This window comes from Streptococcus sp. C150 (assembly GCF_000187445.1).
Lineage (GTDB): Bacteria > Bacillota > Bacilli > Lactobacillales > Streptococcaceae > Streptococcus > Streptococcus raffinosi.
In genome coordinates this window covers 694,285-709,912 of the sequence record NZ_GL698449.1, presented here as the reverse complement: position 1 = coordinate 709,912, position 15,628 = coordinate 694,285, and the positions used below count along the sequence as shown (strand labels likewise).

13 protein-coding genes are annotated in these 15,628 nt (G+C 40.4%); 5 read left to right on the top strand and 8 right to left on the bottom strand.

Annotated features, from left to right (window positions below; translation table 11 throughout):
- Positions 1 to 100: 100 nt before the first annotated feature.
- On the bottom strand, positions 101 to 1,102 hold the full coding sequence (locus tag HMPREF0848_RS03320; RefSeq protein WP_008534628.1) for a LacI family DNA-binding transcriptional regulator: 1,002 nt from the start codon (positions 1,100 to 1,102) through the stop codon (positions 101 to 103).
- A 218-nt stretch (positions 1,103 to 1,320) separates the two neighbouring features.
- Between HMPREF0848_RS03320 and HMPREF0848_RS03315 the strand changes: the two genes are divergently transcribed.
- The 5 genes from HMPREF0848_RS03315 (at position 1,321) to HMPREF0848_RS10395 (ending at position 6,263) form a co-directional block, all read left to right on the top strand.
- Complete coding sequence (locus HMPREF0848_RS03315; protein ID WP_037608864.1) at positions 1,321 to 2,568, top strand: extracellular solute-binding protein; 1,248 nt, start codon at positions 1,321 to 1,323, stop codon at positions 2,566 to 2,568.
- Positions 2,569 to 2,681: 113 nt separating this feature from the next.
- Positions 2,682 to 4,040, top strand: coding sequence for a carbohydrate ABC transporter permease (locus HMPREF0848_RS03310; RefSeq protein WP_008534626.1), 1,359 nt, complete (start codon positions 2,682 to 2,684; stop codon positions 4,038 to 4,040).
- Positions 4,040 to 4,876, top strand: a complete 837-nt coding sequence (locus HMPREF0848_RS03305; protein WP_008534625.1) for a sugar ABC transporter permease — start codon at positions 4,040 to 4,042, stop codon at positions 4,874 to 4,876. The genes HMPREF0848_RS03310 and HMPREF0848_RS03305 overlap by 1 nt, the downstream gene beginning before the upstream one ends.
- Positions 4,877 to 4,891: 15 nt before the next feature.
- Entirely contained in the window at positions 4,892 to 6,028 is a 1,137-nt protein-coding gene (locus HMPREF0848_RS03300; protein ID WP_002884983.1) for an ABC transporter ATP-binding protein, read from the top strand.
- Between the two features lie 160 nt (positions 6,029 to 6,188).
- Entirely contained in the window at positions 6,189 to 6,263 is a 75-nt protein-coding gene (locus HMPREF0848_RS10395) for a type I toxin-antitoxin system Fst family toxin (RefSeq protein ID WP_083802110.1), read from the top strand.
- Positions 6,264 to 6,427: 164 nt separating this feature from the next.
- On the opposite strand, the gene HMPREF0848_RS03295 is transcribed toward HMPREF0848_RS10395, so the two are convergent.
- The 7 genes from HMPREF0848_RS03295 to HMPREF0848_RS03265 form a co-directional block, all read right to left on the bottom strand.
- Positions 6,428 to 6,616, bottom strand: a complete 189-nt coding sequence (locus HMPREF0848_RS03295; protein WP_008534622.1) for a twin-arginine translocase TatA/TatE family subunit — start codon at positions 6,614 to 6,616, stop codon at positions 6,428 to 6,430.
- 12 nt (positions 6,617 to 6,628) lie between these two features.
- The gene (gene tatC, locus HMPREF0848_RS03290; RefSeq protein ID WP_008534619.1) at positions 6,629 to 7,357 is read right to left on the bottom strand and encodes a twin-arginine translocase subunit TatC; all 729 of its coding nucleotides are present in this window, start codon (positions 7,355 to 7,357) and stop codon (positions 6,629 to 6,631) included.
- A complete protein-coding gene (locus HMPREF0848_RS03285; RefSeq protein WP_037608862.1) occupies positions 7,344 to 9,029 on the bottom strand; it encodes an FTR1 family iron permease in 1,686 nt (561 codons plus the stop codon). The genes tatC and HMPREF0848_RS03285 overlap by 14 nt, the downstream gene beginning before the upstream one ends.
- A complete protein-coding gene (gene efeB / locus HMPREF0848_RS03280; RefSeq protein ID WP_008534616.1) occupies positions 9,007 to 10,212 on the bottom strand; it encodes an iron uptake transporter deferrochelatase/peroxidase subunit in 1,206 nt (401 codons plus the stop codon). Before efeB ends, HMPREF0848_RS03285 begins: the two co-directional genes overlap by 23 nt.
- 5 nt (positions 10,213 to 10,217) lie before the next feature.
- Entirely contained in the window at positions 10,218 to 11,090 is an 873-nt protein-coding gene (efeO, locus tag HMPREF0848_RS03275) for an iron uptake system protein EfeO (RefSeq protein ID WP_008534615.1), read from the bottom strand.
- Positions 11,091 to 11,341: 251 nt separating this feature from the next.
- Positions 11,342 to 15,052: a pullulanase gene (locus tag HMPREF0848_RS03270; RefSeq protein WP_008534614.1), complete on the bottom strand. Its 3,711-nt coding sequence runs from the start codon at positions 15,050 to 15,052 to the stop codon at positions 11,342 to 11,344.
- Between the two features lie 115 nt (positions 15,053 to 15,167).
- On the bottom strand, positions 15,168 to 15,628 hold a 461-nt coding region (locus HMPREF0848_RS03265; RefSeq protein WP_008534613.1), incomplete at its 5' end, for an N-acetylmuramoyl-L-alanine amidase family protein.

The window sequence follows — 15,628 nt, the reverse complement described above, 5'->3', positions numbered from 1 at the left end:
TTTTAGATACACAGGCTCTTAGTTTTCTGAAAAATACGTCAACTTCGAATATAAAAAATAGTCGGAACTAGTTCTGTCTAACCATTTTTTTATGATCCTTTTATATAGATGTTACACTTTCTCTTTCAATGAGATGGAAGGGAATAGTTACTTTCTGAGGCTTAGTATTTTCATCTTTCAGGATAGCAACTAATTTGCGAACACTTTCTTTTCCCAGTTCCTGAATGTTAATGTCATAGGTTGTTAAGAAAGGATGCATGATTTCTGCAAACGAAGAATTGTTAATGGAGATAATAGAATAATCTTTCGGAATCTTTATTCCTTGATTGTTTACCCATTGGATAAGCCGAAGGGCAACAAGATCATCTTTAACAACCAATGCTGTAGGTAGAAAAGTTCGCAAGTGCTTTTTAAACGAATCAATCGTCTGAGATGAGAAAACAAGTTCAGGTAAGCTTTCTATATGCAACTCACTAACAGCATCTTTATAACCTTGATAACGCTCTTGGCCTACCTGACCAAAAAGATCATCTGTGACAAAGCCGATGGTTTGGTGACCTCTGGAATTAAGATACGAAACTGCTTCTTGCCCTATTGCCTTGTTATCATTATCGATATAAGTAACTTTATTAACATTGTCCACTGCTGCTCCAATTACTACAAAAGGTACTTTTTCTTTTAAGAGATAATCTTTAACAGGATCTTTTGTTTCTGAATAGAGGATGATAAATCCATCTGCACGTTTTTGACGATGCATCAGTTTAACTTGCTTAACCAATTCATCTAAAGTTGCTCCTGTAGCGATGCTGACAACCTGAGAATTACAACTAGCTTCTTCGTTAATCGCTGTTAGAATTTCCATATAGAAGGGTTGGCTAATATTTTCACGATTTGTTAAAGGCGGGAGTATAACACCTAAACTGTGTGTTAATCCAGTCGCTAATACTTGCGCAGCTATGTTAGGAACATACCCTAATTCATCCATAGCCGCTCTGACTTTAATCTTGGTTTCTTCTGAAATAGCCGGATTATCTTTTAACGTTCGACTCACTGTCGACGGGCTGACACCAGCCTTCTTGGCAACATCCTTAATTGTAGCCATGTATATCCCTCTCGTTTCTATTCATAATCTAATTTGCTGAAGTGTGAGAATTACCCAATATAATTACTATCAAGGTAATATTATAGCATTTAAGCAAAGAACTTCAAGTATTTTTGCAAGCGATTGCAAAAAATTAATTTTTTAAAACAAATCACTTGACAGAAAGTGAAAACGGTTGCATAATGTATCAGTAAACTAATTTTTTGGAGGAATTCGAAATGAAAAAATGGCAAAAAGTGCTACTTGGTAGTGCAGGATTACTAGTTGCTGGATCGCTCTTGGTAGCTTGTGGGTCTAACTCAAGCAAGAGTTCAAGCTCAGATAGTAAGACTTTGAAACTTTGGGTACCAACAGGTGCTAAGAAGTCATACAAAGACACAGTCGCACAATTTGAAAAGAAATCTGGCTATAAAGTTGACATGGTTGAAATGGAAGATCCAAATGCTCAAGAAAACTTGACTAAGGATGCTTCTACTGCTGCAGATGTCTTCTCACTTCCACATGACCAACTCGGTAAATTGGTAGACGCTGGAGCTATCCAAGAAATCCCAGAGCAATATTCAAAAGAAATTTCTGAACAAGATACTGAACAAGCTGCTGTAGGCGCTCAATACAAGGGTAAAACTTACGCCTTCCCATACGGTATCGAAACACAAGTTACATACTACAATAAGTCTAAACTTAACGAAGAAGATGTCAAATCATATGAAACAATCACTTCTAAAGCAAAATTTGGTAGCAACTTGAAAGAAGTTAATGCTTATGTAACTGGTCCTCTCTTCCTTTCAGTTGGTGACACACTCTTTGGTCAAAATGGTGAAGATGTGAAAGGGACAAACTGGGGTAACGAAGCTGGTGTGAACGTTCTTAAATTCATCGCAGCTCAAAAAGACAACAAAGGATTTGTTAATGTTGATTCAGCTAACATGATGGCTAAATTCGAAGATGGTTCTGTTGATGCCTTCCAATCAGGACCATGGGACTACGCTGCAGCTGCTAAAGCTGTCGGTAAAGACAATCTTGGTGTTGCTGTTTACCCAACAGTTAATATCGGTGGGCAAGACGTTCAACAAAAAGCCTTCATGGGTGTAAAACTTTACGCAGTTAACCAAACACCATCTAAAGGTAACGCTGAACGTATTGCTGCTTCTTACCAACTGGCACAAGCTTTGACAAGCAAAGACAGTCAAAATAACCAATTCACTACTGAATCACGTCATATCATCCCAGCCAACAAAGAAGTTCAAGCTTCTGAAGCCGTTCAAAAGGATGCTCTTGCACAAGCTGTCATTACGATGGGTTCATCTGACCAATACACAACTGTTATGCCTAAACTCAGTCAAATGTCAGTCTTCTGGACTGAAAGTGCTGCTCTTATGAGTGATGCCTATAACGGTAAAATCAAGGAAGATCAATTCCTTACTAAATTACAACAGTTTGATAAAGATTTGGCAGCAGCTAAATAAGAAACCTACAAATGAGATGGTAAAGAGGCAGGTGAAGGTCCTAGCCTCTTTATCTATGACTTATAGACAAAATAAAACCATCACTAATCACACATTTATCTGAGGAGATATCTATGTCACAAACAATTTACGACACAACTCCTATGCGCCAAGTCTTCAAAGAAGGTACATGGGATGTCAAATTATCCTTTCTGGTAATGGGATTGGCAAACTTGGTCAACAAACAGTTTACCAAGGGATTGCTCTTCCTCCTCTCTGAGATTGCCTTTTTAGCAGCATTCGTCATCCAAATTGTCCCTGCTCTCCAAGGCATGATAACTTTGGGTACTCAAGAACAGGGTGAAGCTATTAAAGAAGTTAATGGTATCAAGCTAACTGTGCAAGTTGCTGGAGATAACTCGATGCTCATGTTGATTTTTGGTCTTGCTTCAGTAATCTTCTGTGCAGTATTTGCTTATATTTACTGGTGTAACCTTAAAAGTGCTCGCCATCTCATGGCTCTTAAGCAATCAGGTCGTAAGGTACCTAACTTTATTGAAGACTTTAAGACCTTGGCCGATGGTCGCTTCCATATGGGGCTAATGTCTATCCCATTGATTGGTGTTTTGCTCTTCACCATCTTGCCTTTGATCTACATGATTTGTTTGGCCTTTACAAACTTTGACCACAATCACCCAGCTCCTAAATCACTTTTCGACTGGGTTGGCTTTGCAAGTTTTGGTGAAGTCCTACAAGGTCGTATGGCTGGTACTTTCTTTCCACTTTTGACTTGGACCTTGATTTGGGCGGTTGCCGCAACAGCAACTACTTTCTTCTTCGGTATTGTCCTTGCCCTCTTGCTTAACACTAAGGGGCTAAAATTCAAGAAAGTTTGGCGTACGCTCTTCGTTATTACTATCGCTGTTCCTCAGTTCGTATCACTTCTTTTGATGCGTAACTTCCTTAATGACCACGGTCCTTTGAATGGTTTGCTTCAAACCTTGCATCTTACAAGTGGTCCGATTCCATTCTTGACTGATCCAGTTTGGGCTAAGTTCTCTATTATCTTGGTTAATATGTGGATTGGTATTCCATTCACAATGTTGGTCGCAACTGGTATCATCATGAACTTGCCAACTGAGCAGATTGAAGCAGCTGAAATTGATGGAGCAAGTAAATTCCAAATTTTCAAGAGCATTACTTTCCCACAAATTCTTTTGATTATGGCGCCATCTTTGATTCAACAATTCATCGGTAATATCAATAACTTCAACGTTATCTACTTCCTTACTGGTGGTGGACCTACTAATTCTGAATACTATCAAGCGGGTTCAACTGACCTCTTGGTAACTTGGCTCTACAAACTGACTGTTAGCGCTAAAGACTACAACTTGGCATCTGTTATCGGTATCTTGATTTTCGCCATCTCTGCAACATTCAGTCTCTTAGCCTACACAAGATCATCTTCATTCAAGGAAGGGGCTGCTAAATAATGAAACGTAAGAAAAATCTTTACCTAACTGGTACTTATATTCTATTGACAGTTCTAGCTGTTATCTGGTTGATTCCTATTATCTGGATCTTCCTTACAAGTTTCCGTGGTGAAGGAGCTAATGCGGTACCATACTTCTTCCCTAAGACTTATACTCTTAATAACTACATCAAACTCTTTACCAGCGATGCTTATCCATTTGGAAAATGGTTCATCAATACCTTCATCGTTGCCACATGTACATGTATCCTCTCAACTTTGATTACCGTTGGGATGGCCTATTCACTTAGCCGTATTAAATTCAAACACAGAAATGGCTTCTTGAAATTGGCACTTGTGCTTAACATGTTCCCTGGTTTCATGTCAATGATTGCGGTCTACTACATTTTGAAAGCCCTCAATTTGACACAAACCTTGACATCTTTGGTTTTGGTTTATTCTGCTGGGGCAGCACTTGGTTTCTACATTGCCAAAGGTTTCTTTGATACCATTCCTTACTCATTGGATGAATCAGCAATGATTGACGGTGCAACTCGTCTTCAAATCTTCACTAAGATTACCTTGCCACTGTCTAAACCAATTATCGTCTATACTGCTCTCATGGCCTTCATGGGACCTTGGGTAGACTTCATCTTTGCATCTGTTATCCTCGGTGACGTTAAAGATAAATATACTGTTGCCCTTGGACTCTATCAAATGCTTAACCAAGACGCTATCAATGAATGGTTCCTTCCATTTACCGCAGGTGCTATTATCATCGCCATCCCAATCACCCTTCTCTTTATCTTCATGCAGAAATACTATGTTGAAGGTGTAACCGGCGGATCAGTTAAATAATAAAGGATTAATGATATGACAACTCTTAAACTGGATAAAATTTACAAAAAATACCCAAATGCAACTCACTACTCTGTCGAAGATTTTAGTATCGACATTAAAGACAAGGAATTCATCGTTTTCGTAGGGCCTTCAGGATGTGGTAAATCTACAACTCTCCGTATGGTTGCTGGACTTGAAGAAATCACAGAAGGTAAACTCTATATTGATGGTGAAGTGGTTAATGACAAATCACCAAAAGACCGTGATATTGCCATGGTATTCCAAAACTACGCCCTTTACCCACACATGACTGTTTATGAAAATATGGCCTTTGGTCTTAAACTTCGTAAATACAAAAAAGATGATATCGACAAACGTGTGCGTGAAGCTGCTGCTAGCCTTGGTTTGACTGAGTTCTTGGATCGTAAACCGGCCGACCTCTCTGGTGGTCAACGTCAGCGTGTAGCTATGGGACGTGCCATCGTTCGTGATGCTAAAGTCTTCCTCATGGATGAACCTCTCTCAAACTTGGATGCTAAACTTCGTGTCACTATGCGTGCCGAAATTGCTAAAATCACTCGTAATATTGGGGCAACTACCATCTACGTAACCCACGACCAAACAGAAGCCATGACTCTTGCTGACCGTATCGTTATCATGAGTTCTACTAAGAACCCTGATGGTTCTGGTACTATCGGTCGTATCGAGCAAATTGGTACACCTCAAGAACTTTATAATGAGCCAGCCAATAAATTTGTTGCAGGATTTATCGGAAGTCCTGCTATGAACTTCTTCAATGTCAAAGTTGATGGCAACCGTATCACTAACTCTGAAGGCTTGGATATTGCAATTTCTGAAGGTCAAGCTAAAATCTTGAAAGAAACTGGTTATCAAGGTAAAGAAGTTATCTTTGGTATCCGTCCTGAAGATGTTTCAAGCCGTCCAATCGTTCAAGAAGTATATCCAGATGCCAATGTAGATGCTGAAGTCGTCGTTTCAGAGCTCCTCGGTGCAGAAACAATGCTTTACCTAAAACTTGGAGAAACTGAATTTGCCGCTCGTGTTGATGCGCGTGACTTCCACAATCCAGGTGAAAAAGTTAACCTTACTTTCAACGTTGCTAAAGGTCACTTCTTCGACGCAGAAACAGAAAAACGTATCAGCTTGTAAGATAAAAAAATCAGCTCAAGAGGGCTGATTTTTTGTTTGGCATGATTAAATCACATTCTAACTTTTGCTTCCTGATACTCACTAACCATATCTCTATCAATCTATGATATAATAGCCCTTGGCACCTCGACACCGCCTACGAAGGGAGGTGAATTTGCCTATGATGGATTTACTATTCAAAACTATCATCGGACCTATTGTGGTCGGTGTTATCCTTCGTCTAATCGACAAGTGATTAAACAAGGATAGATAGTGCTAAAAAAGACCCCGAGCTTATGTGGAAGTTAGCTTGGGGTCTTTTCTTGCCTATGATATAGACTTACTATTCAATACAAGAGTATTATGTCATAAAAGCTTATAATTGTCAAGAAACTTGAAGATATTCACTAAGTAGAGATCCTAGTCTTTAGTCTTGTCTTCTTCGTCTTTTTTATCATCATCGGTCTTATTTACAGCCGCTTTAAATTCGGATAGCATTTTACCAATAGATTGACCAAGTTCTGGCAAGCGTTTAGGACCAAAGATGAGGAGGGCTCCTAGGACAATGATGATAAGTCCTGGGGCTCCGATATCACGTAGAATTCCCATGAGATTTCCTTTCTATTTATCTTTATATTTTCTTTGTTTACGTTTATAAATGAGCTTACTAAGCGTTACGCTAACTTCATAAAGTAAGATTAAGGGAGCAGTCATGGCCAAGTCGCTAATAAAGTCAGCTGGTGTCAGAATGACCGCCAAAACCAAGAGAATAAAGTAAGCATAGCGTCTATAGTGTGTCAGAAAAACTGGTGTTATTATGCCGATAGATGTCAAAAAACTCACAACTACGGGAAGTTCAAAGAGAACAGCCAAAGGCACTGTCGTATGCAGTAAAAAACTAAGGTAGTTCTGTGCTGTAATTTGTGTATTAAAGAGCCCTTCGCCTAGTTTTAAAATCACTTCTAAGATAGCTGGACTCACAAAATAATAGCCAAAAGCCAAACCCAATACAAAACAGACAAAGGTTGCTGGGATGTAAGCAAAGATTGCACGCGCTTCATTATCCTTCAAACCAGGTTTCACGAACTGCCATATCTGGTAGGTGGTGAAAGGCAGCGTCACCGAAAAAGCCATGAGACTTGCTAGATTAATGTAAATCCAAAGAATATCGTTAGGTCCTAGAACTAACAAAGGCTTGTCAAATCCTCTTGTCAAATAAGCATAGAGCTCCCCAGCGAACAACAAGGTGATACAAAAAACTAGGAAAAAGCAAATGACTACTGCAATGAAGCGTCTCCGAAATTCCACCAGATGCTCAACAATTGTCATCTCATCCTTATTTCTTACCATGCTGTTTCACCGTCACAAAGACAATAATAACAATAAAGATCAGTTGTGGAATCAAGACTTCCAAGCTTGGATAGATACCAGCCCAATCAATGGTTGGGAAACCACTAAGCAAATGATTAGACATCATATTAGTCAACTGAAGGGCATGAATGCTGACACCGAGCATCTTAAAGGCCAGGACATAAATCAACCAAGTTAAAATAAAGAAGATACGATGTGGTTTAATATAGTGACTCGCTTTAGTCATAGCTACAGCAATGATAACAAGAACTGCAATGGCTAAACCAATACCAACCAAGAAATTAGCTGTCGTGATACGTGGGATAATACCAACATAGAAAAGGATTGTCTCGGCACCTTCACGGAAGACAGCCAAAAAACTGAGGGCAAACATGGACACAAAGCTTCCAGTAGCCGTCACCGTCTTCATCTGGCGGTCCATAAAGTCATTCCACTGTTTAACTGAAGACTTGCTGTGGAGCCATATTCCGATAAGAATCATCATCGCAACTGCAAAGATACCAACGCCACCTTCAATAATTTCACGGTTAGCCCCAGAGGTCACAGCTGGAAAGACAACTTGCAAGATAACAGCTATAACTGCGCTGGCAAGAACACCAGCAAGGGCTCCGCCATAAACCCATTTGAGTCCCTTACGCATCTTGGCTGCCTTAAGAGTTGTCACAAGGGCCATAACGATGAGGAGGGCTTCTACTCCTTCACGCAAGAGAATCAACATGGCATCAAAGGCATTATAAGAAGCGCTTGTATCGATAGCAGATAAATCTGTAATTAAGGCTTGGAGTTTATCTTGATAAGCCTTTTCTTTCCCCTTAACCATGATAACAGGCGTTTCACTCTCCACACGTGTATAGAGGCTAGGATTAGTTGTGCTTACATCTCCTTCAATGGTTGACCAGATAGTGATGAACTTCTTCATCGTTGCCGCAGCTGTTTTATCATCACCTGCTTGGAATTGACCTAAAGCCTTTTTCAAGAGTTTAATACCATCATTAAGGGTTAAACTTGAGTTTGTACTATCAAGAGGAACTCCCTTGATGAAGTCATCAATTCCACCCTTGAGATCATCATAAGATGACTGGATGCTGGTGAAATCAGTAGGCTCCGTCTCAATACTGCTTCGTAAAAGTGAAATGGCCGTCTCAATCTTACCGTAGTAAGCAGTACTATGGTCACGGACAACAGCTTCATTTCGTGTCCAAGCATTATTTAATTCACCGTAAGTTTTGCGGGTTGCAGCCAGGTCTTTAGCCGTAATGGCATCCTGTAAGTTCTTGAAATATGGCTCAAGGCGAGTATTTAGTTTTTCCTTCTCTGCGTCTAAGTCAACAGGATTTTGCTCTTTTTCAAATTTAAGAAGGGCTGACGAGATAGTGGTTAAATCTTCTTCTGTTACATCGCCTTTAATATCAAGAGCCTTGCTGACTTCTTTACCAGCCTTGGAATCGTGATTTTCTTTAGTTTCGAAATCGGACTTAATCTCACCAACCAATTCCTTAGCTTTAGCTTGATCTTTATTTTGAACAGCTGTTGTTGCATCTGTGATTTTGATATAGAGATCACTATAGGATTCAGCAGCTACTGGATAAGTCCAGAATAAGGCCAGTAGCCCCACCAAAACGAGGAGTTTATTCAAAGAGTGCTTGACCAAGGTAGCCTCCTTTCTCCACCCCAGCAAAGCAAGCAAAGAGCCCGCTACCGATATGGGTGATGTACTCGTTCATCTTGTCTACAGCACCAAGATTGGTCTGTATTTTGACAAAACGGTCGGGGTCCTTCTGGTAGGCAATGAAAATCAAACCTGAATCAAACTGGCCAGTTCTCTCATCAATGCCATCTGAATAGGAATAGGAACGACGTAAGATAGGAAGGTTCACTTCTTTAGCCAAACGGACATGCGAATCGACTGGTAGTTTAGATAAATCTACTTCATCAAATTCGTTGGTTTTCCCAAATGGAGCACCCGATTCCTTATAGCGACCAAAAGTGTTTTCCTGCTCCTGCAAGTTGGTACGATCCCAAGTCTCCAAATGCATCTGTACCAGACGAAGAGCCATATAAGAGCCACCCTTCATCCAATCTTTACTATCAGTCCAGACAACCTTGTCAAATTCCTTTTCTGTCGTAACATTAGCAGTTCCGTCCTTGAAACCAAAGAGATTTCGAGGCGTTTCTTTTCGGTCACCAATCGCCGCAAAACCGGACTTGCTCCACTTCATAGTGATGCTATTACGACCTTTGCGGATGAGATTTCGGACCGCATGAAAGGCTACTTGCTCGTCGTCGGCACAGGCTTGAATGACGATATCGCCACCAGTGTATTTGTCCTGCAACTGCTCCTTTGGAAAAGGAGGCAAATCACGAAAGAGCTTGGGACGTTTAGATTCCAAACCTAATTTCTTGAGAAAGCTAGCAGAGACACCAAACGTCAGGCTCAAGCGATAGGGGTTCAGTCCGACCGTTTCCCCTGTATCTTTTGGTGGTAAGAACCCATTGGCACTATTTTTTTGAACCAACTGCCCTTCGACTAATTTACTACTATAATCGGTCCAGTCTTTAAAGAGCTGGATGACTTCTTTTTTGTCCGTCGTGTGAAGATCTAATACCACCAAATAGCAAGCCTTCTGCATAGGAGTCGTAATCCCAGCCTGGTGCTTACCATAAAAAGTGATATCTTCATCACCATCATAAGCCTTTTTACTTGAACTATCCTGATTAGCGAAAAAAGCAGATGCACCAGAAAGACCAAGTGCAAGACCAGCCCCTCCAATACCTGCTTTTTTAAGAAATTCACGACGGTCCATTTTTCGATTTAAAAATTTTTCGTCAGTCATTTTTCTTATTTCCCATCTAGGATAACACCCATTTGTGATAATGGTTCACCAAGTTTCGTTACAGCTTCGGCCAATTCCTTAGTATCTGTTTCACTCAAATCAGTATAAGACTTATAGTTTTTATCATCAATCATGTGTTTGTCCAAAAGTCCATTCACATTCTTGAACTCTGTTTCCAAAGTCTTCACAAGCTTAGCATCTTTCTTCTCAATCAATGGTTTGAAGAGTTCAAAGATTTTTTCAGCCCCTTGAATATTGGCACGGAAGTCGTAGAGATCAGTGTGTGAGAAGACTTCTTCTTCACCTGTAATCTTTTGAGTGGCTACTTCGTTAAGAAGGTCTACAGCTCCTGTCAACATAATATCTGGAGTAACTTTAACAGTTGCAATTTTAGCCTTGAGTTCCTTGATATCCTTAACCAATTGATCTGCATAAGTCGCAGTCCCATCCGTCGTGTTGTCCTGCCACATGATGCGTTCAATACGGTGGAAACCTGACCAGCCGTCTTCTGATTTATTTTCATCCATGTAATCTACCAAACGGTAATCGATTTTCACATCAGACTCACCAAAGCTTTCTGCAATTGGTTCTGAACGTTCGTAAGCCATACGAACTAATGGGTATTGTTTCTTAGCTTCTTCAAGATTTCCTGACTTGAGGGTTTCACTGAATCCCTCAGTATCTTTCAAAAGCTGATCAATTTCGCCTTCTATGAAAGTCTTGTAATCACTTGTAGCCTGCTTCAATTGCTTTTGCTCACTGGCTGTGAGTTTTGAGCTAGTTGAGCTTGAATTACTTGAATTACCAGATTTGGCACAAGCCGTTAACAAAAGACCCGATGCTAAAAGAACAACACCAAGTTTATTTAATTTTTTCATGAATGCCTCCTATTTTCAAGATAGTGTGCGACATCTGTCGATATATATGTGAATCGCCGCTTTCATGTTTATGAAAAACGAACGATGATAAGTCAATAATGATCTCTCGTATGTAAGAGAACATAATTCTAAACTAACAGAAGAAACCTGCACTGTCAACGGTTTTAGCCTATTTAAGAACTATTCTAAAGAGCAGATAAGAATGATTCTAAATAAAAGAAAAACAACAGGAAATAACCTGTTGCTACTTATTATTTTGTACGACGTTTTCTAAGGAATCCTAGGCTAAGAATGCTTAGAAGACCTGCTAAAAAGAGGCCACGATTTGTCTTTTCACCAGTGGATGGCAGTTGCTTATCAGTTTGACGACTAGCTTCAGTCTTAGCCTGACCATTGCCATGATTAACAAGTTCAGCATCTCCAACAAGGTCCTCTTGACTTGAGGTTTTAACAGTTATTTTTGTTAACTCAGTATCTCTATCAGCAAATGACCCGTTCTTTTCAAAAGGCTGATCTACTTCTTCAGTTGGCGTCTGAGCATTAGTCAAACGAATAATAGTCGCTGTTAGTGGATCCAAGGTCAAGATGTGATTGTTGATTGTCACACCTGATAACTCACTAATTCCGGATAAATTGACTTGACTGCCATCTGCCAAAACCAGATAGGATAGGCCATTTGTAATCTTGCTCAAATCAAACTGACGAGCCTTGCTATCAGCATTGACATAGACCAGGTAACGATCACCATTGGAAGCAACAGTTTGGTATCCTAATACCAAATCTTCTTGAGCCACATTGCCCTGACCAGGAACTGTCAATAGTGTCACACGAGTATCCACATCTGCTTTTGATTTGAAATTGAAGGCATCTGTCGACTTACGTAAGGCAATCAAACCTTTGGTAAAGGCGCGAGTTTTCGTATTTTCTGGGAATGCCTGACTATCAGTTGCTTTAGTCCAGTCAAAATGATTGACGGCATCACTAGAATCATAAGAATCATGGATAAAGTACGGATAATCAAATGGATTGCCCTTTTCATCCACTAAGAGATGGGACTTATTCGGCACCTTGTCCTCAGACACAGGATAACGGTAGGCAGGATCACGGAACTGTTTGGTGCGGCCGTATTCCTGACCAGAGTGAATAAATGGTGTTCCTTGAGCAGTCAAGACCATGAGGTTTCCTAGACGCAAGCGACGATGAATTTCAGCATTATTCTCAGGCTTGCTTGGATCCTTCTTGATTGATTGGGCGATGATATCAAAAAGGGTCAAATTATCGTGAGCAGCAATATATTGAATCACATCACCTGGAGAATCAGCCTCGAAGTTAGTTGGTTGTGCCTTGATATTGTCAAAAACCTTATTAATATCACGTTTACCACCTGTAATGAAGGCTGGTGTCCCCTCGTTTGGATAACCTGATTTGAGGGTGTTTCGAATATCATCTGAAAATACAGCTACGGTATCTGTGTCTTTCATCCAAGACTGATCGGCAGGCTGAACAGGGCTATTTTCATCGCCAGTATAAGTCACCCAGCCCTCACCAAGCATAATAAGGTTTGGATTAAGGGCACGTGCTGTATGATAAGCTTGCTCGATACTTTCAGCATCATGGTCACCCATCATATCAAAACGGAAACCATCCACCTTGTATTCCTTCGTCAAATAAGCAATCGAATCAACCAAGACACGACGGCTCATATAGTGAGTTGTTCCAAGACGCCCTCCACCAAAACTCGAACGAGGAGTACCATCAGCATCCATAAAGTGATAATAATTTGGCTCAAGGTCTTCAAAAATAGCTGTCTTTGCTGTGTGATTGTAGACCACATCCAAGATAACACCCATACCGTGGGCATGAATAGCTGCAACTAAATTCTTGAATTCTTCAATACGTTTTGTCGGATCACTAGGGTTTTCAGAATACATACCCGTCAAAGAGAAATAGTTTTGTGGATCATAGCCCCAGTTGTAGTTACTATCGCTTGAGGCATAGGCATCCAAACGCTTGCCATTTTGCAATTCATTAACAAAATAGTAGCTTAATACTGGTAAAAGCTGAATATGGGTGACACCAAGATCTTTAAGATAATCCAAACGCTCTGCAAAGGCTGCGAAGGTACCAAATTGGTGTTTCAATTCAGCTGAGATTGCTTTATCAGAGGTAAAATCACGGACATGAGCCTCATAAATGATGGCATCTTCTCGAGATTTAAAGTTTGGAATCTTAGCGTAGTCAAGATCTTTTGGTCCATAATTAGCAGGATCTACAAAGGCAGCCTTGGCAATCTTATGGTCAGGAACCTTGCTAGCATCGTCACTATTCCAAGCAGCCAAAGACTTAGCATAAGGATCCAAAACGATTACTGACTGATCACCACGTTTAATGCGGTATTGATAGAAATAACCTGTTAAGTTTTCAAGACCAAGGTCAGTCGCAAACAAGTCAGCTTGCCAAGTACCCCGAGGTCCTTTGCTTAGTTTATGTTCAGCAAGAACCATGTCTTGATTATTCTTATCATAGACAATGATATCTACTTGATCTGCACTTGGTGACCAAAGGGTCACATGTGCCTTACTACCATTCTCCTCTAGACGAGCACCCAATTCACCATCGTAACTGTAGAGCGCATCCTTCAATTGCCAACTTTCAGATGTTTTAAAACTATCATTGCCTAGAGTGACCTTGTAAGGTAGATTTTCTGCAGCAAAATCACCTATTAGTTTGGCTTTTTTAAGTTTAGCATCCAAGTCAAGTTGTTTAAGAGTGACGCTATTACCATCCTTATCTGTCACCTTGAGGTCTTTGAGAATGTCTTCAGATGAAACCTCTTCTAGATTGGTGAAGCTAAGTTCGATTTGGCTTGGACTAAGCTGCTGAGCTCCAGTCAAACGCACATCCTTGACAAAGTAAGGGTTGGTGTAGACTGTCGTATCAGTATCTCGTACGAAAAGCTGACGAGTTTTTTTCAAGTCACTAAATTTATAATCATTTGGTTGAATTTTCACATCATCTCCTGTTTTGCTCTCATCTAAGAGTAAAAATCCGATAGATTTAGCAGCCTCGGTTAGCGGAATGTCTAAATAGGCACCATACTTACCATCTAGTTGGAAATTGACACCATCAGGCCAATTACTTGGAGCGTCCTTAACATCACCCCAATACCAGACAGACTTATTACTATAGTCGCCATCCGTACGGAAATAATTGATACGAACGTGGTCCTGAGGGATAGGTTGATAACTGTAAACTTGAAAATCCTTGTCAATCCAGGCCTCATTCATTTGAGGACTTAGAATTTCAACAGTTTTATCTCCTGAAAGGTTCGTTCCAGCGGCATTATTAATCAAGAAGCTAAGCTTTTTGGGAGAAGCAGACAACTTCACATCTAAATAGACGCCATAATCATCCTGTTTGGCTTCTGCAAATGAGGTTGCTCCTGTTGGCCAAGCACCCTTCTGAGATGATGGCGTCTCCACATCATCCCAAGTCCAAAGCCCAAGTGAAGCCTTGTCTGGACTTGGCAACTCTTGGAAATGCAAGCGAATAGTCCCTTCAGCAATAGGGTCCTCAGACGCATTAGTAAGAGGTTGACTATTGTTAGCACTTCCTGTTTTTGGTATGTTTTCAGTTGTTTCATTTAGCTTGTTAGCCACAGTAGGGCTAGTATTTTCTTCTGAAAGAGAAACTGGCTCATTTTCCTTGGACACTGTGGTATTATCAGCTGTTACAGGAGCTGTTGGCGTTTCAATTACTAGACCACTGCTGGTAAGACTAGAATCAGATGGTTCTACCTGTGTACTTGATACAGGTGTTGAAACTTCTTCTGCCTTTACCCCTTGAACCGCAGTAAAGCTCAAAAAAACAGCTCCAATTGTTACAGAAGCCAAACCTAACTTGTACTTACGAAGACTATAACGAAGGACTTTTTCGTTATTAGATTGAGTATTTCTTTTCATTATAACTCCTTTTGATAGCGTTTTCGCATTTTCTAATATACCATTTAGATTACATTTATGCAAGCGTTTTCGCTCTTTGAAAATTAAAAGAGAACCATTAGATTCTCTCAATTTCTTAATTATAAACAGAATAATAACGCTTAATCCCTGCTACAATCGCATTAGCCAAAGTTTCTTGGTAAGCAGACGTCGTTAAGCGAGCTGCTTCCTGTGGATTTGACAAGAAACCTAGTTCTAGAAGGACTGCCGGCGCTGTTGTTTCTCGCAAGACCGCAAAGGTGCGACGCTTAACGCCCTGATTCTGAGCTCCAGTTGCGTTAATAAGGCTAGACTGAATAGCATTTGCCAGGGTATCACTCATGCTCAAACGAGTCGGATTGGCATGATAAGCCGCATTAATACGTGAAGGATATTCCGCAAAAGGTTGGTAATAATAAGTCTCGATACCTTGTGCTGCTGAACTTCCTGAAGCATTGATATGGATACTGACGAAAATATCTGACTCAGAGGCATTGGCAGCACGTGAACGATCTGTTAGGTCGACAAAGGTATCACTTGTGCGTGTGGTCACAACTT

Bases quoted from the DNA above. Each gene is read 5' to 3' on its own strand.
- HMPREF0848_RS03320 (WP_008534628.1), bottom strand. From the start codon at position 1,102: ATGGCTACAATTAAGGATGTTGCCAAGAAGGCTGGTGTCAGCCCGTCG.
- HMPREF0848_RS03315 (WP_037608864.1), top strand. From the start codon at position 1,321: ATGAAAAAATGGCAAAAAGTGCTACTTGGTAGTGCAGGATTACTAGTT.
- HMPREF0848_RS03310 (WP_008534626.1), top strand. From the start codon at position 2,682: ATGTCACAAACAATTTACGACACAACTCCTATGCGCCAAGTCTTCAAA.
- HMPREF0848_RS03305 (WP_008534625.1), top strand. From the start codon at position 4,040: ATGAAACGTAAGAAAAATCTTTACCTAACTGGTACTTATATTCTATTG.
- HMPREF0848_RS03300 (WP_002884983.1), top strand. From the start codon at position 4,892: ATGACAACTCTTAAACTGGATAAAATTTACAAAAAATACCCAAATGCA.
- HMPREF0848_RS03295 (WP_008534622.1), bottom strand. From the start codon at position 6,616: ATGGGAATTCTACGTGATATCGGAGCCCCAGGACTTATCATCATTGTC.
- tatC (WP_008534619.1), bottom strand. From the start codon at position 7,357: ATGGTAAGAAATAAGGATGAGATGACAATTGTTGAGCATCTGGTGGAA.
- efeB (WP_008534616.1), bottom strand. From the start codon at position 10,212: ATGACTGACGAAAAATTTTTAAATCGAAAAATGGACCGTCGTGAATTT.
- efeO (WP_008534615.1), bottom strand. From the start codon at position 11,090: ATGAAAAAATTAAATAAACTTGGTGTTGTTCTTTTAGCATCGGGTCTT.
- HMPREF0848_RS03270 (WP_008534614.1), bottom strand. From the start codon at position 15,052: ATGAAAAGAAATACTCAATCTAATAACGAAAAAGTCCTTCGTTATAGT.